The sequence below is a fragment of the Citrobacter amalonaticus genome (genome assembly GCF_018323885.1).
Lineage (GTDB): Bacteria > Pseudomonadota > Gammaproteobacteria > Enterobacterales > Enterobacteriaceae > Citrobacter_A > Citrobacter_A amalonaticus.
On record NZ_AP024585.1, the window covers coordinates 3,232,574 to 3,248,045 of the forward strand.

A 15,472-nucleotide genomic window follows, 5' to 3' on the forward strand; every position below is an offset into this window, starting at 1 on the left:
GTTACCAGCAGAAATGATAGCTTTGTTTACCGCGGCAGCGCGACATTTCGAATATAAAGACTACCGAGGTCCTTATTAAAGATGCCCAAAGCTCGATTAAAATAACTTTCTGCTCCGGGAACACACAAAATCACTTCATAAACCGGAAACCAATCTTGATCAGCGTCAGGAGATCTATCCGGGCGATGACCCCAGACCGAAAGCTTCGCAAGATCCTCACGACGGGAATACTTACGTGTAACATCACAACCCTCAATGAACATGGTATTAAAAGAGGTTGATGTATATCTTGAAAGTGGCCCGTCTGGTTTAACGGGATGCGAGCTTGGGCAATTATTTAGGGGACTACTTTGAATACTACATTGTTGGGCTGTAGGCTGTAGAATTTGTATACCGAGCTGATAGGGCTCGACGGAACCATCTTTTTGGCGCAACATCTCGTCCAGCGTTGCTTTTAAGGTATCCAGATCGCTTTTGCTAATATCGGAAGCGTTACCGCCACCAAACAGACCGTTTCGCTCACGAAAAATCATTGTTAATGAATAATTAACGCGCTCCATATGGCTTTTTTTAATGAGTGAAAAACTCATATCAATCAGGAATCCGCACATCAAAGCGAAAATCAGTAAATAAAAAGCAAACTCGATGCTTGAGGTTCCTTTCTCAGAATATAATCTTTTCCATAAACCGTAACGTTTCATCGCAACATCCTGTATATAGAGGATTCACTTAACAAGAGTGACTATGTCTAATTTATAGGTAAAACTGTTTTTATTTATTCCACTGTTCACCAGTTGAGAGGAATCATCAGATTTTATATTATTCTGCATATCCGATACAGGTATTGTCAGGGGCTTATTTTGATTTAGGCCAACGCTTGTGCTTGCAGTCACTGCAACATCTTTTTTTTGTCCTTCTATTTTAAAATGTTCTCGCGGTGATAATTTTGCCAAAGATGCAATTAGCGCATCAGGTTGTGATGTTGAGAGTTTATCATCAATAATAATTTTTTTCGCACTCTCATAATCATCGGATTTTACCAGAGCATAGGCTAGGTTATACGCAGTTTGTGGTTTATATTCTTTCCTGGAATACAGAGGGAGAAGATAATTTCTTGCCGTAATATAATCTCCTTGCAGAATAGCCATCATGGCCAGATTATTGACGACGACCTCTTCATCATAAAAAAGCCCTCTTGCTTTTTCAAAAGATAACGTTGCCTTAAGATAGTCTCCTGTTTGAGCCAGTAAAATACCCTGTAAATTCCATAATTCCCCGTTTGAGTCATCATGTGCAAGCATTTCATTTAGAATGGTCTGGGCTTCATTTTCCTTTCCTAACTCAAGCAGATTCTGTGTCTTAAGCAGTAAATATTCTTTACTTCCTTTTTTTTCTACCAATGGTGCCAGATAAATATTTGATGAGTTATAGTCGCCAATTTTATTATATAGCTGTGATAGATAGTATCGTTCATCATCATTATCTTTAACACTGAGTTTATTTCTGTATATCTCAATAAGCCCTTGATAATCATTCAGTTGAGTTAGGATATATTCCTTTTGTTCTTCATCAGATGCATTCGTAGGTCCACCTGTACAGCCAGATAGCACAGCAAGCATTAATAGGGGTAATAATCTTTTTACCATGTCGAAGTCATCTTAATCAGGCCCGGACCGGCAACAATTGCGATCAGGGGAAAGAGAATAAAAGCAATCATTGGGAATGTCATCTTTGCAGAAAGTGCTGCAACTTTTTCTTCCATTGCAAGTAATTGCATCTGTCTAATTTCTTTAGATAAATCTATAAGTACAGCATATATCGACGAGCCAAATTTTGTGCTCTGCAATAATGCTGAACACATCATTCTTACTTCTTCATTAACCACTTCACCTGAAAGTTGTTCAAGTGCAGCGTTAATGCCACTAACATCAGCTCTCAAAACAGTGCGGATAAGCAACGAAGACAGATCTTTATTGATCACTTCCATCTTATGAGAAATATAAGCAAGCGAAGCTTCGACTGTCATACCTGACTGGATGCATACGGCTAAAAGATCTATACAGTAAGGAATGTCATTAGATATTCTTCTAAATCGCCGCTGAGAAATAGCTGTTTGCACTCTCGAAGGTACGATAACAATCACTCCGAGTATAGCTAACAGTGCAATCATTAGCACCTGATTATCAAGCTTCATCCATCCCATATAATTCGCTATGAGCACTGGTGAAGCTATCACAACAAATAAAAATGCCTTAACTTTAACATTCTTATCTAACTCAGATGAAATTGAAACAAGTTTACTATTTTTCTTGAATGTTTTATCCAGTTGCGTCTCTATCAAATTTGTTCCATATGTTAATATATTCTTTTTATTACTATCTACTTTAGAAAAATTGATTAACTTCTTAACTTTATTAGCTCGCTGCTTGCGATAAATAAGGAGTAATATACTTCTCATTCCAGTCAGAAAAACAATAAAAGAAATAATATATATCATTTCACCCAACCTTATTCATCATAGACCAAACGATAAATAGCCCTATTAATATACTTGTTAATGCGTAATAAAGAATATATTTCCCTGCATCTGTTCCAATAAGAATTTCAAAGTTATCTGGTGCCACAAATTTCAAGAAAAAGAAAAAAAAGACAGGAATAATGACAAGTACTTTAACCGACATTCTTGCCTCAGCAGTCATTGCGATTTTTTTTCTGTCCAACGTCTTACTTGCTGAGATTAACATTGTCAGGCGAGACATCACTTCGCTAACTTGCCCTCCGCCTTTCATATTTATAAGTACCGTAATAACGAATGAAAAATATTCACTATAGGGAAATTTTTCGTAAGAATCCATAAATATGCGCTCAGGATCATCTCCGATATCCAGTCGCATGAGAATACGTTTGAACTCTCTTCCGAAATCGCTGTCTATCACCCGCGAGCATTCTTCAAAGCCCTGCAATACCGGGCGCCCTACTCGTACCGCGCTATTAATTATATTGAGTGCCTCGGAGAAATCCCTCTCAAACTCTCGCCGGTACTTTTTTACTTGTCGCATATACAAAATATAGATGGTAGCAAGTAACGTTATATTTGTTATTACGACATTGCTGAAATTCAGATATTCCATGTTTACATATAATGCTGCGGCACATGCCACCAGTATTATCGCTACATGCTTAAAAATGTGCTCGTTTTTTTTTCCAATTAGATTAGCATGAAGCTTTTCAATAAAAATAAAAACTCCTGCCATTGAATCTTTGAATGGTTGTTTTTTATTTGCTACTTCCTGGCTGGCAATGATGTTCGTTGAGAGTATTTTTCCTTTTATTTCTTTCGTTTTTTTTAACGATAAATATATTTGAAGAACGCCACAAATAGAGATAACAATAAAAATCATTGCCATTATCATGAGACTTTATTCCCAAATAGTTGCCGTAACGGATCAAGATAACCATGAATTAAAGCTTGCCGATAAACTGCTGACCGCTGCAAAAGACCGTTACATGTAAATGTACCCGTGATCATACCATTATTATCTCTTTCAGGATTAGCAGCATAAGAAAAGATATCCTGTAGAATAATATTCTCACCTTCCATCCCCATGACTTCGGATATATTTATTACTTTTCTGGACCCATCAGGAAGACGTGAAGCTTGAACAATGATATTCACAGCAGTTGAAATATTTCTCCGTATTGCTACTAGGGGTAATGCTGAATTGGCCATCATTACCATGCTCTCAAGACGAGCTAATGCATCACGCGGGTTATTTGCATGCAGCGTTGACATAGAACCATCATGTCCGGTGTTCATTGCCTGCAGCATTTCGAAGGCTTCTGGTCCGCGGCATTCCCCAATAATAATACGATCCGGGCGCATACGAAGTGAGTTGATAACCAAATTTCGCATCGTGATTTGCCCTTGGTTTTCTGAACCTGCCAATCGCGTTTCTAGTCTTAATACATGTGCTTGTTGTAAACGAAGTTCCGCTGCATCTTCAAGTGTCAAGACACGTTCAGTTTCGTCAACATATTGGGACATCGCATTTAGTAGAGTTGTTTTACCCGAGCCTGTCCCCCCGGAGACTATGATATTGACTCTACAGCGACTTGCAATTACCAGGAAATTAGCCATCATTTCATTCATACTGCCATATTTGATTAGCTCTCCCAGAGTTATATTTCCCTTACCAAATTTACGAATGGACATTGAAGTGCCATCAATAGATATTGGAGAAATAACTACGTTGAGTCGGCTACCATCAGGCATACGCGCATCCACAAGCGGTTGCGCGTCATCAATTCGCCTTCCTACTTTACCCACCAAACGTCGGGCAATATCTGTTAACTGCTCATTATTGATGAACTGCTTATCAGAGAGTTCCAGGCGACCTTTACGTTCTACAAAGATACGATCCGGGCCGTTGACCAATATATCGCTAATCGACTCATCTTCCATTAACTCGCGCAATGGACCATAGCCAGTAATTTCATCAACAACTAACTCACACAGCTCCTGTCGCTCCGGTGCAGAGAGATAATTCTCTGTGCGATTGTTATTAATAACATTACGAATAACCGTATTAACTTCGTTAATGAGTTCCGCACGGTTTTCTTTGATACTTTCAATTTGTTCCAGATCTATGTTTTTAAGTACTTCTTGTCTGAAATAGATAAAGGAAATTGATTTATTCATATAAGGCCCATGATTAATATAGTGCCTTGACGAGGGATAGCCACGATGATAACCTGGTCATTAATTATTTTTCTTCTTATTAAATATTGAAAATAGTGATAGACCTTTCTTATTGCCATCAGGTTTCTCACCTTTCATATTTTTACCCAACATTTTGGCCGTAAAGAAATAAAGTTCTGATTTGTTATCAGTCTTTTTTACATCTTTAATGTAAGGGTGTACAATGTCAATTTTCTTACCCAGGTAATTTTCTATATCTTCCTTATTCAACTCATTCGGCCTTGAATGATGATTTTCATTCAGAATGATAATGTTTTTTGAATTTTTCTTCTGATTGTCTGACGTGGTGGTTGTTCTTTCTAATTCATCAATGATAAGACGGGCATTGCGTACTGATGAGAGTTCTCTGGTTACAACAATAAAGATAAAATCGGAACCAGGGACAATGTAGGCAAGTTTATCTCTCACCTGTGTTGTAACGTTATGGTCAAAAACAACAATATTATAATTTTTGTATTCGTCCGAATCAAACTGCCATTGCTCTTCATCAGTAGCAATCTTCATTCCGCGATTTGCGTCAATATAAGATATTACACCGTCATGTTGTAGAGCGGTATCTGATATGAGATCAAGATCGGGTGTGCCTGTATGCCCCTGAACAAGCAATACAGGTAAATGACTTAATCCACAAATTGATCTAAAAAACTGGTATGCGACAAAAGAAGTTCCACTTCCCCCTTTGCAGCCCAGGATACTGATGCGTTGTGTATAGCTCACACTTGTAACATCAGTTTCAAAATTCTTCAATGTTACACCGAGCAATGTAATTTGTGAATCAAGATGCAAATATACAGCCCCAATTCGCTTCATTTCATTGCTGAAGGTAATTGAATCAACATCACCAATAAATATTTTTTTCGTTGCAGCTGGAAAGAGATATTTTATCTTTTGCTGTATAGCGTCTACATCGTTAAAATCTTCAATATCAACGATGAGATACTCTGACGATGTTAATTCTTTATCATCGATAATATCATTGAAAAATTTATTTACCTGGATAATGTCATGGCAGCCGTTCACGCGTATTTGGGTCATTACCCCAGCAGAAACATGACTACGTGATGAGATGACAGCAACAGTTCCAATGGTGGAATTGTTATTTTTATTTTCAATATTTCTTTTGTTAATTTTAGTAAGATCCAGCATTTCCCCTCCCGTTCTTTATCGGATAAATCCACCGCGTGAAATGAAACTTCTTGCGTCTTCTTCTAGTCTATTAGTATGTTCATCAGCAACGCCGACATTGAAGAAAAGTTTGTCTACTGAAGTTTTATGGTATTGGGGAGTGGGGATTTTATAGCTATTTTCTGCTGAAAACGGTTTTACTAATTTTACAGTTGCGAATACGACTAGCTCACTCTTCTCTCTTTCAGTCTGTGAGCTTCGGGCAAAAGCCCCAAGGATTGGGATATCGCCGGCATACGGCACTTTAGATAAAGACTCTCGGTCAGTTTCAGTCAGTAATCCACCGATGACAAAACTATCTCCATCGGCTAATTCTATTGTGGATTGTGTTCTTCTGGTGTTAATGGTCGGGATAGCATAGGAGTTGTAAGTGTAGCTCCCTGTAACATTACTTAATTCGTTAGATATGAAAAGACGGATTTTATCAGTGCGATTCACCTTTGCGCCAATATTAAGACGTATGCCGTATTCCTTATACTCCACAGATGCCGTACTGTTGCCACCACTGTCGACAACAATTGGAATCTCCCCTCCTACCAAAAAGCTGGCATACTCTCCTGAGAGAACGGTTAAATTCGGTTGTGCTAACACTTTCGCAATGCTGTCGTTTTTGACGGCGTTGATAACAGTACTAATGTTTCCTGCATCAAATCCGCCTTTAAAGCCTATTAAGCTGAAGACTCCCGCGCTGTTTGCTGTACTCCCACCGTTGATGATACTGTCAAGTGTTAAGCTGCTCCATTCAATGCCCAACGCATCGGTGAATTGCTTAGTCACTTCAACAACGGTTAACTTCACATTAACCTGTTGCGGCGATGATAGTACAGTCATGCGATCGATGATATTGTCCCATCTTTTTTTACTTAAATGGTCGATCTTGGTGCCGCCCGTGCCGCCGCCTTGCGAATTTTCATTCCATGTGACGTCTTCTTCTTTTTTATCACTGCCAACAAGACTACCAACAGTGTTATAGATCTCATCTCTTAATTCTTCTGTCGCCACTTCACCCTGAATAATATAAGTTGCCTTATCTTTACTCATGTAGCGCTCAATGCTAATTTTGGTGCCAGGGTATTTTTTATTCACCTTTTGGGCCAGGGAGCTTCCGATTTCATCAACGGCAACGCTGATTTTTTTTAATACTTTACCTTTCACTCCGTAAATCGTTAGATCAGCCACACCTGGTTGCTTGGCGAACAGGACAATTTTTTTATTATCAATGACTTTGTAATCTGCAACTTCTGGGTTTGAGATGAAAACAGTCTCTATTTTCTGCTGCGATGAAATATTTTTTGCTTGCCCTTCCTTCAGTGTTAAATCTTCTCCAAAGGCAGACGATAGTAATAATGGACATAAACAAAATAAAACGAGCACTTTTGCTGTTTTCGACATAAATCTATCCTTATTTTTAAGCATCCGTATTATTAATACTTTTAGCGCTATTTGCTATTTATCGAACTGTTAGCACTATTCTCACCGCGAAACTCTCTTATAAACTCACTGTCATTTTGAATCGTTGTCGCACTTTGAACCGCTGTCGATAAAATATTTCTATTATCAATCGGCCACTGACCTTCATCCCCCACTAAGACAGAATGAGCAGGATCAAATTCAGCAATATTTTCACTCGTAGGGAAAATATACAGTTTTGCATCCTCTAAACCTTTTAGCATTATCACTTCTGCAGGCGTAAGCTCCACTAAAACATATCCTTCATTTATCATGGGGTTTTGTTCATTTACTACTGCTTTAACTTTCGATGTAACTGTTTGAATGGACAGTATCTTCTTATTTTTCATTAACATTTTGAAATGCCGACCATTAATATGATCCGTTGCATCTGTTACTGGCGCGGTCTTTATCTCTCCGGATTCGTCTTTTGTTACTCTCAAATTATAGGCCAGATAAATATCTACTCCGCCGCCAGCTTGCGCATTGTTGAAGAGATAGCTATCATTTTTTTTAATAGAGAATCCGTAGACTATACTTCCAGGTTTTGCTGACATTTTTATATATTCTTCGCTACCTGGCTTAACTAAAATTGCCTGGGGAATTTTTGCGCCTTCTGAAATATCACTTTTCAGCATCCAGTTATCAATATCGCCCACTGAAAGTGTACTTTTTTCATTCCCCCCCTCTTTTATCTTGAGGGTTTCGAGTTGAAAATCACCAGAGGTTAAGCGCGTCCCTTTTTGCAGATTTTTCTTCGCAACGGCGACGGTAATACTCTCAGTAGGCGATTCGATAACTTTTGTTTGAACAACTTTCTGCACCTGACTGGGCTTGTACTGGGGTTTCTTGCTCGCCATATAATAAAAAAGCATACCAATGATACCAATAACGATCATGGCAATATTAATTATTAATGAGTATTTTTTGCTCATTGATATCCTCAACGTTATCAGGCTAATATGTGTGACGTCATAATTTATATGACGCAAACTATGATTTATGATGCCATCATCGTCCGCATATTATGGGAAAATTGAATATAAGAATTAAGTTCTATAATAGAAGTAAATGTATATTGAGGAATACGTACATGATATACATTTATTTTGGACATAGCTACCGCACGGACTTTGCTGATTGCGAAGTCTACAAAGGGATTACCATATTTTACTTACACATAAAAAATGATGTTTTCACACCATTTATTTATACTTATTTTATTAAACTGTACGGGCAGAATATTCCCTGCCCGCATTATCTCAACGCTGATTATGAAGTGATAGAATCCAAAACCTGTTGCGATACCGTTTTGAAAATACTTTCTAACAACGTCTGTACTGTACCATCTTTACCGAAGATCACTGCGACTACGGCTGCAACGCCAGCAAGTACAATTGCATATTCTACAGCTGTCACGCCTCGCTCATCTTTAAAGTAGTTATGGACACGTCCGGCTCCATTTAACCCCTTAACATAAGCTTTGATGAGTAGCTCATTCATTTTCTTAGTCCCTATTATGATACATTTAGTAGCTAACAACCCTGATAGCTAGTCGCGCGTATACACAGTCTGCAGCCTGAATTCGTATATGGCTCAAGCTGGAAACATTATGAACTTTGGATTTCTAAAATATAACCCTATGATTTTTTTTTAAGATTATATTTATATAGCGAAGGGGATTGAATTGTCAGATTACAATTCATCAAAACGATTGATTTGAATTTGTGGGAATTATATCGTGCGTTTTTCCTTCTTTTTTTGAGGCGTTTCTGATTAATTTAAATTAAATTACACATGAGATAATATAATGCAATATATTTAAATAGATTTGTTTTTTGCGACCTGCCAGAATTTGGGTCCAATAAAGAATTCACTATCGGACCCACAATGAGACACTTTCGCTTAGATGTCTAATTGACCCTCTGTTGAGTCATTATTAAACGCCTTGATGCGCCACCTTCTGATACAGCGCGTCCCACATCTCTTTGACTAACGCCTGATCGCGCGGCGACAACTCACCGGCACCGATAGCGTTTTCCAGGCTGCGGGTGACGTTGGCATAGACGGCCTGAGCAGAATGGTCATCAGTACCTTCCAGTTCTGCGACGGCTAACGTCAGGTGGCCACGCAAATATCCACTGGCAAACAGCTCATCATCGCTTGCATGCTCTACCATGTCGTCGATTAATGCCAGAATGCGTGATTCAAACTCCGCGATCATCTTCTTTCCTCATTGTAACGTGGCACTGGCTTCAGTTGAGCGCTTCTGGCCACGGGAATTGTTCCGCCGTAAGTTCAGGCGTGTGATAATAATTCTGTAATGCTTTGATGAAGCGCGCCGGACGTTCGGGAATGCCCTCCTCCAGATACGTCATCACCTGTGCATGAACCCGACGCTGAAACACCACGCGGTCCGGTTCAAAATCGCCTTCCAGGTTGTCGCAACTGACGTTAAACGGATATCCCGCCGCCACGCAAAACAACCAGTCGAATGCCTGCGGTTTCACTTCCACATCTTCAAACTGCCCCTGTGTCACCGCATCGCGACCGTCCGGACAATACCAGTAGCCGAAATCCACCAGCTCGCGGCGCGCTTTTCCGGCAATGCACCAGTGCGAAATCTCATGCAATGCGCTGGCGTAAAAGCCATGCGCAAAAACAATCCGGTGATACGGGATCTCCGTATCAGCAGGAAGATAGATCGGTTCGTCGTCGCCTTTAATCAGACGGGTATTAAAATCATCGGCAAAGCAGCCGTTAAAAATCTCAATCAATTGTTCGTAGCGGTGCGTACTGTTCATTAATTCATCCCCAGCCAGTGGAGAATCTCCTGTCCATGGTTATCATAAAGAAGTTTCATGCTCATCACCGCCGAGACAATGACGATCATGGGCCGAATCAGCTTTTGTCCTTTGCTCAGTACCAGTCGGGAGCCCATCCGCGCCCCGAGAAATTGCCCGATCAGCATGACAAATCCGGTGGCCCAAATCACTTTCCCGCCGATGACAAACAGCAGCAGGCCGCCAATATTGGAGGTGGCATTCAGCACCTTGGCGTGAGCCGTCGATTTAGCAAGGTTATAGCCGCACAGCATGACAAACGACAGCGCGTAAAATGAACCTGCCGCCGGGCCAAAAAAACCATCGTAGAAGCCTACGCAGCCACCGGCCACCAGGGCAAACGGCAGACCGTACAGGCGACGCTGTCTGTCTTCCTCGCCCACTTTCGGCATCAGCAAAAAGTAGAGACCAATGCAGATCACCAGAACAGGCAGGATCTGTCGCAACACGCCTGACTGCACATGCTGCACCAGCAGTGCGCCGCTCATCGAACCAATAAACGTCATCGCGATATTGAGTTTTTGCTCGGCGAGGTTCACCACTTTACGGCGAATAAAATAAATTGAAGATGAAATCGAACCGCCGCAGGCCTGCAGTTTATTGGTTGCCAGCGCCTGCGCGGGAGACATCCCTGCCGCCATCAGCGCGGGGATGGTCAACAGGCCGCCGCCGCCCGCCAGTGAGTCGATAAATCCAGCCAACATTGCCACAAAAAACAGCACCAGCAACAGCAGCGGAGAGACCATAAACAGGTCCGCAAAATTATCCATTAGAGTACATGCTCATCCAGAAGCGCCTGGCAGGAAGGCGGCAACGGAGGCGGTGTCTTCTTCTCAGGCTTTGTTGTTCCAGGTTTTGGCGGTTCAAACCAACTTTGTAGCTCAGCGCCGCAACCGTCGCCCGGAGGAGGCAAAGGTTGATCTTCGCACTCAAGGCTGTCGGCAGGGCAACGTAATCGGACATGCATATGCGCACGATGCTGGAACCAGGGTCGCACTTTACGTAACCAGTCGCGATCGGTACCGGCATCCAGGCAGAGCTGTTGTTTTATGGCAGGATTCACAAAAATACGCGTGACGTCGTTATCTTTCGCCGCCAGCTTAATCAGGCTGGAGATTTCCGGTTTCCAGAGCGAAGGCACAACATGTTTACCGTCACGGGCGACCAAATCCAGCGCCTGGGGACGCAACAGTTGCGCCTGAGTCCAGCGTGTTTTTGGCAACTGCAGGAAAATGTCTACATCCAGACCGGTCTGATGGCTGGCATGTCCGCCGTTAAATCGACCACCGGCGGGCATTCCCATATCGCCAATCAGCACCGTTCCCAACCCCAGATTGCTCACCTGCGTACTCAGTCGCTGGATAAACATCACCAGATCGGGATGGCCAAAATAGCGGCGCTGATCGGTGCGCATCACCTGATAGTGATCCGACTGCACGGGAAGCGTGTCCGCCCCCACAATGCAGCCGTTCGAGAAACCACCAATTGACTGTGCGCTGCCCGGCACGGGCTGGGTAATTTTCTGCCACGGCGTCGCCGCCAGACTGGCCGCGCTGGCAAACAGAGCCAGCAGTGCTATCGCGGTTTTTTTCATCTCTTACCAGCGTGGAATATCCGTTTTGACATCCGCATTTTGCGCCCGTTGACGTAACAGGTGATCCATCAGCACGATCGCCAGCATCGCTTCCGCGATGGGTACCGCACGGATCCCCACGCACGGATCGTGACGACCTTTCGTGATCATCTCCACCTCTTCGCCAAAACGGTTAATTGTGCGACCCGGAACGGTAATACTGGACGTCGGTTTCAGCGCCATGTGGGCCACGATTTGCTGGCCGCTACTGATCCCGCCCAGAATACCGCCGGCGTGATTGCTCTGGAAGCCGTCTTTGGTGATTTCATCACGATTCTGACTGCCGCGTAGCGCCACGACCTCAAAGCCGTCACCAATTTCGACGCCTTTCACCGCATTGATGCTCATCAGCGCGTGGGCGATATCGGCATCAAGTCGGTCAAAGACGGGTTCACCCAGGCCTGCCGGCACACCGCTGGCGACCACGGTCACTTTCGCGCCAATGGAATCGCCCTCTTTTTTCAGCGCGCGCATCAGCTCGTCCAGCGCTTCAATTTTATCAGGGTCAGGACAGAAGAACGGGTTTTGCTCGACCAACGACCAGTCTTTGATTGCCAGCGGAATGTCGCCCATCTGGGTCAAACAGCCCTGAATGGTTACGCCAAATTTTTCAGCGAGATATTTTTTAGCAATGGCACCTGCCGCCACGCGCATCGCGGTTTCTCGCGCGGAAGAACGCCCGCCGCCACGATAATCGCGCAGGCCATATTTTTGTTCGTAAGTGTAGTCTGCGTGTCCCGGACGAAACACGTCCTTAATAGCGCTGTAGTCCTGCGAGCGCTGATCGGTGTTTTCAATCAGCAGACCTATGCTGGTCCCCGTCGTTACGCCTTCAAACACGCCGGAGAGGATTTTCACCTGATCCGGTTCGCGACGCTGCGTCGTGTAACGCGACGTGCCAGGGCGACGTCTGTCGAGATCGTGCTGCAGGTCAGCTTCTGTCAGCGGAATGCCTGGCGGCACACCGTCGACGATACAACCGAGCGCCAGCCCGTGCGATTCGCCGAAGGTGGTTACACGAAAGAGTTGTCCAATTGTATTTCCTGCCATTGCGGTCTCGTTGTTGTCGTTGTGGTTTAATCTTTATAGAGGCTGAAGTGCTCGCGGGCAGCAATCAACTCGGCTTTGGTCAGCATAAAGACGCCATCGCCGCCATTGTCAAATTCCAGCCAGGTGAACGGCACATCCGGATATTGTTCCATCAGATGTACCATGCTGTTACCGACTTCACAAATCAGAATGCCGTTATCAGACAGGTAATCCGGCGCGTTGCCCAGAATGCGACGGGTGAGTTTCAGGCCGTCAGTGCCGGACGCCAGACCCAGTTCCGGCTCATGACGATATTCATTAGGCAGATCGGACATATCTTCCGCATCAACGTACGGCGGGTTGGTTACGATCAGATCGTACTGAACCTTCGGCAGGTCACGGAACAGATCGGAACGAATCGGCGTGACATGATGGATCAGACCGTGCTCTTCAATGTTGTGTTCGGTCACGGCCAGCGCGTCCGCCGAGATATCTACCGCATCCACTTCCGCTTCCGGGAAGGCATAGGCGCAGGCAATCGCAATACAGCCGCTACCGGTACACATATCAAGGATTAGCTGAGGCGGCTCACTGACCAGCCCCGCAAAGCGGTTGTTGATCAACTCACCAATTGGAGAACGCGGCACCAGCACGCGCTCATCAACATAAAACTCATGGCCGCAGAACCAGGCTTTGTTGGTCAGATAGGCCACCGGAATACGTTCGTTCACACGGCGGATTACGCGCTCAACAATACGGTGGCGTTCGCTGGAGGTCAGGCGCGCGGTACGCATATCTTCTGGAATATCAAGCGGCAGATACAGCGATGGCAACACCAGTTGCACGGCTTCATCCCACGGGTTATCGGTACCGTGACCGTACCAGATATTCGCCGCGCTAAAACGGCTGACCGCCCAGCGCAACATGTCCTGAATGGTATGCAGATCACTCACTGCTTCATCAACGAAAATTTTATCCACCTGTTCCTCCAGGGCATGCTCGCATTAATTTCGGCGGCTAGTTTGCCATGAAGACGGCGATAAATCAGCAATCACGCAGGGGTTGCGGGTGAAAATTGCGTTTTGAGCATTCGCATCCGCATCGAGTCGGGTAAACTAACGGACAATAAAAAAAGATGAGATCACAGAATGAAAAAGAAAACATCGCTGAGCGAGGAGGACCAGGCGCTGTTCCGGCAACTGATGACCGGCACCCGTCAGATTAAACAGGACACCATTGTTCATCGCCCGCTGCGTAAAAAGATCACCGAGGTGCCGGTTAAGCGGCTGCTTTCGGAGCAGGCCGATGCCAGCCATTATTTCTCTGATGAGTTTCAGCCGCTGCTGAATACGGAAGGCCCGGTCAAATATGTCCGTCCTGACGTGAGCCATTTCGAGCTGAAGAAAATGCGCCGTGGCGATTACTCTCCGGAGCTGTTTCTCGATTTACACGGTCTGACGCAGCTTCAGGCAAAGCAGGAACTGGGCGCGCTGATTGCCGCCTGCCGCCGGGAACATGTGTTTTGCGCCTGCGTGATGCACGGTCACGGCAAACATGTGCTGAAACAACAGACGCCGCTGTGGCTGGCGCAGCATCCGCACGTCATGGCCTTCCATCAGGCACCGAAAGAGTACGGCGGCGATGCCGCGCTGCTGGTGTTAATCGAAGTGGAAGAGTGGGCGCCGCCGGAACTGCCCTGAGCACAGAAACAACAAGAGCCGCATCAGCGGCTCTTTAGCGTAGTGATAAACCTGATTCCGGCCCCCCGACAAGCAGAGAGCACCTCATTAAAAAACCAGGAAAATCAATTTATTGATTTTCGGCTGATAACCACAAAGAAGGAAAAACCACGTTTTTTCTTCTTTGTCAGCAGTCTGAAGAGCCGCATCAGCGGTTCTTTACAGAGAATACAGCGGTTAAATCGCTTTCGCCATTTTGAGGTTGCACGGGCTCATCTGCCAGTTGAACACCCCTTTTCCGCTTTCATCCAGCGTCACACTGGCAATCGCGGAGGTGGTAAACATCGGCGGCGTTTCGCCTGGACACATCTCGGACACCAGATAACCCACTAACGGAAGGTGGGAGATTACCAGCGCGGTGGCTACGCCTTCATTGGCCAGAGCCTGCAAATAGGCGCTGACCAGACCGACATCGCCGCAGGGAGTCAACTCCGGCAAAACATCCACGTCGCGTGGCAGGTTCATGCATCCCCCTACCACATCCAACGTTTGTTCGGCTCGCAGGAACGGGCTCACCAGAACACGTTCGATATCCACTTTTTGACCTTTCAGCCAGTTCGCCATAAGGCGTGATTCGTCACAACCGCAGGGGGTTAAGGGACGAACCGAATCACTGGCGGCATCGAGGGCCGCGTCGCCGTGACGCATGATAAAAACTTGCATATTGCACCGCTTTTGTTAACCAGAATCACACGCACCCCAGCCAAAACCCCTCAGGGTTGCTGTAATGCAGTGGCCGGCATTGTGCCTTATCCGTTCACTGAATGAAACGCTGTGTTTTACCTCAATGGCGTAAGTATAGTCAATCTGTGTTTACAATTTAACCAACACACAG

At 44.6% G+C, this 15,472-nt stretch carries 17 protein-coding genes; 1 reads left to right on the forward strand and 16 read right to left on the reverse strand.

Features of this window, described 5'->3' with window-relative positions:
• Positions 1 to 26 precede the first annotated feature (26 nt).
• The 15 genes from tadF to prmB form a co-directional block, all read right to left on the reverse strand.
• Complete coding sequence (gene tadF / locus KI228_RS15365) at positions 27 to 701, reverse strand: tight adherence pilus pseudopilin TadF (RefSeq protein ID WP_044258472.1); 675 nt, start codon at positions 699 to 701, stop codon at positions 27 to 29.
• Positions 702 to 725: 24 nt separating this feature from the next.
• On the reverse strand, positions 726 to 1,646 hold the full coding sequence (locus tag KI228_RS15370; RefSeq protein ID WP_212807492.1) for a tetratricopeptide repeat protein: 921 nt from the start codon (positions 1,644 to 1,646) through the stop codon (positions 726 to 728).
• Positions 1,640 to 2,497: a type II secretion system F family protein gene (locus KI228_RS15375; RefSeq protein ID WP_044258466.1), complete on the reverse strand. Its 858-nt coding sequence runs from the start codon at positions 2,495 to 2,497 to the stop codon at positions 1,640 to 1,642. Before KI228_RS15375 ends, KI228_RS15370 begins: the two co-directional genes overlap by 7 nt.
• 1 nt (position 2,498) lies before the next feature.
• Entirely contained in the window at positions 2,499 to 3,401 is a 903-nt protein-coding gene (locus KI228_RS15380; RefSeq protein ID WP_172740605.1) for a type II secretion system F family protein, read from the reverse strand.
• A gap of 8 nt (positions 3,402 to 3,409) precedes the next feature.
• A complete protein-coding gene (locus KI228_RS15385) occupies positions 3,410 to 4,699 on the reverse strand; it encodes a TadA family conjugal transfer-associated ATPase (protein WP_042999974.1) in 1,290 nt (429 codons plus the stop codon).
• A gap of 60 nt (positions 4,700 to 4,759) precedes the next feature.
• Entirely contained in the window at positions 4,760 to 5,905 is a 1,146-nt protein-coding gene (locus KI228_RS15390; RefSeq protein ID WP_044258464.1) for a CpaE/TadZ family protein, read from the reverse strand.
• A 15-nt stretch (positions 5,906 to 5,920) separates the two neighbouring features.
• On the reverse strand, positions 5,921 to 7,336 hold the full coding sequence (locus KI228_RS15395; RefSeq protein ID WP_042999972.1) for a type II and III secretion system protein family protein: 1,416 nt from the start codon (positions 7,334 to 7,336) through the stop codon (positions 5,921 to 5,923).
• Between the two features lie 47 nt (positions 7,337 to 7,383).
• Entirely contained in the window at positions 7,384 to 8,328 is a 945-nt protein-coding gene (locus KI228_RS15400; RefSeq protein ID WP_212807494.1) for a CpaB family protein, read from the reverse strand.
• Positions 8,329 to 8,665: 337 nt separating this feature from the next.
• Positions 8,666 to 8,896, reverse strand: a complete 231-nt coding sequence (locus KI228_RS15405) for a Flp family type IVb pilin (protein ID WP_042999970.1) — start codon at positions 8,894 to 8,896, stop codon at positions 8,666 to 8,668.
• A gap of 436 nt (positions 8,897 to 9,332) precedes the next feature.
• Positions 9,333 to 9,617, reverse strand: a complete 285-nt coding sequence (locus KI228_RS15410) for a YfcL family protein (protein WP_042999969.1) — start codon at positions 9,615 to 9,617, stop codon at positions 9,333 to 9,335.
• A gap of 31 nt (positions 9,618 to 9,648) precedes the next feature.
• Positions 9,649 to 10,197, reverse strand: coding sequence for an elongation factor P hydroxylase (locus KI228_RS15415; RefSeq protein WP_044258458.1), 549 nt, complete (start codon positions 10,195 to 10,197; stop codon positions 9,649 to 9,651).
• Complete coding sequence (locus KI228_RS15420; protein WP_042999967.1) at positions 10,197 to 11,006, reverse strand: sulfite exporter TauE/SafE family protein; 810 nt, start codon at positions 11,004 to 11,006, stop codon at positions 10,197 to 10,199. The genes KI228_RS15415 and KI228_RS15420 overlap by 1 nt, the downstream gene beginning before the upstream one ends.
• Positions 11,006 to 11,830 carry a penicillin-insensitive murein endopeptidase gene (gene mepA / locus KI228_RS15425; RefSeq protein ID WP_044258456.1) on the reverse strand — a complete coding sequence of 275 codons (825 nt, stop codon included), beginning with the start codon at positions 11,828 to 11,830 and terminating at the stop codon, positions 11,006 to 11,008. Before mepA ends, KI228_RS15420 begins: the two co-directional genes overlap by 1 nt.
• 3 nt (positions 11,831 to 11,833) lie before the next feature.
• Positions 11,834 to 12,919, reverse strand: coding sequence for a chorismate synthase (gene aroC, locus KI228_RS15430; RefSeq protein ID WP_054175943.1), 1,086 nt, complete (start codon positions 12,917 to 12,919; stop codon positions 11,834 to 11,836).
• Positions 12,920 to 12,945: 26 nt separating this feature from the next.
• Positions 12,946 to 13,878, reverse strand: a complete 933-nt coding sequence (gene prmB, locus KI228_RS15435; protein ID WP_042999964.1) for a 50S ribosomal protein L3 N(5)-glutamine methyltransferase — start codon at positions 13,876 to 13,878, stop codon at positions 12,946 to 12,948.
• A 168-nt stretch (positions 13,879 to 14,046) separates the two neighbouring features.
• Between prmB and smrB the strand changes: the two genes are divergently transcribed.
• Positions 14,047 to 14,598, forward strand: a complete 552-nt coding sequence (gene smrB / locus KI228_RS15440) for an endonuclease SmrB (protein ID WP_042999963.1) — start codon at positions 14,047 to 14,049, stop codon at positions 14,596 to 14,598.
• A gap of 216 nt (positions 14,599 to 14,814) precedes the next feature.
• Here the strand turns inward: smrB and sixA are convergent, their stop codons facing one another.
• The gene (gene sixA, locus KI228_RS15445) at positions 14,815 to 15,300 is read right to left on the reverse strand and encodes a phosphohistidine phosphatase SixA (protein WP_061069816.1); all 486 of its coding nucleotides are present in this window, start codon (positions 15,298 to 15,300) and stop codon (positions 14,815 to 14,817) included.
• Positions 15,301 to 15,472: the final 172 nt, after the last annotated feature.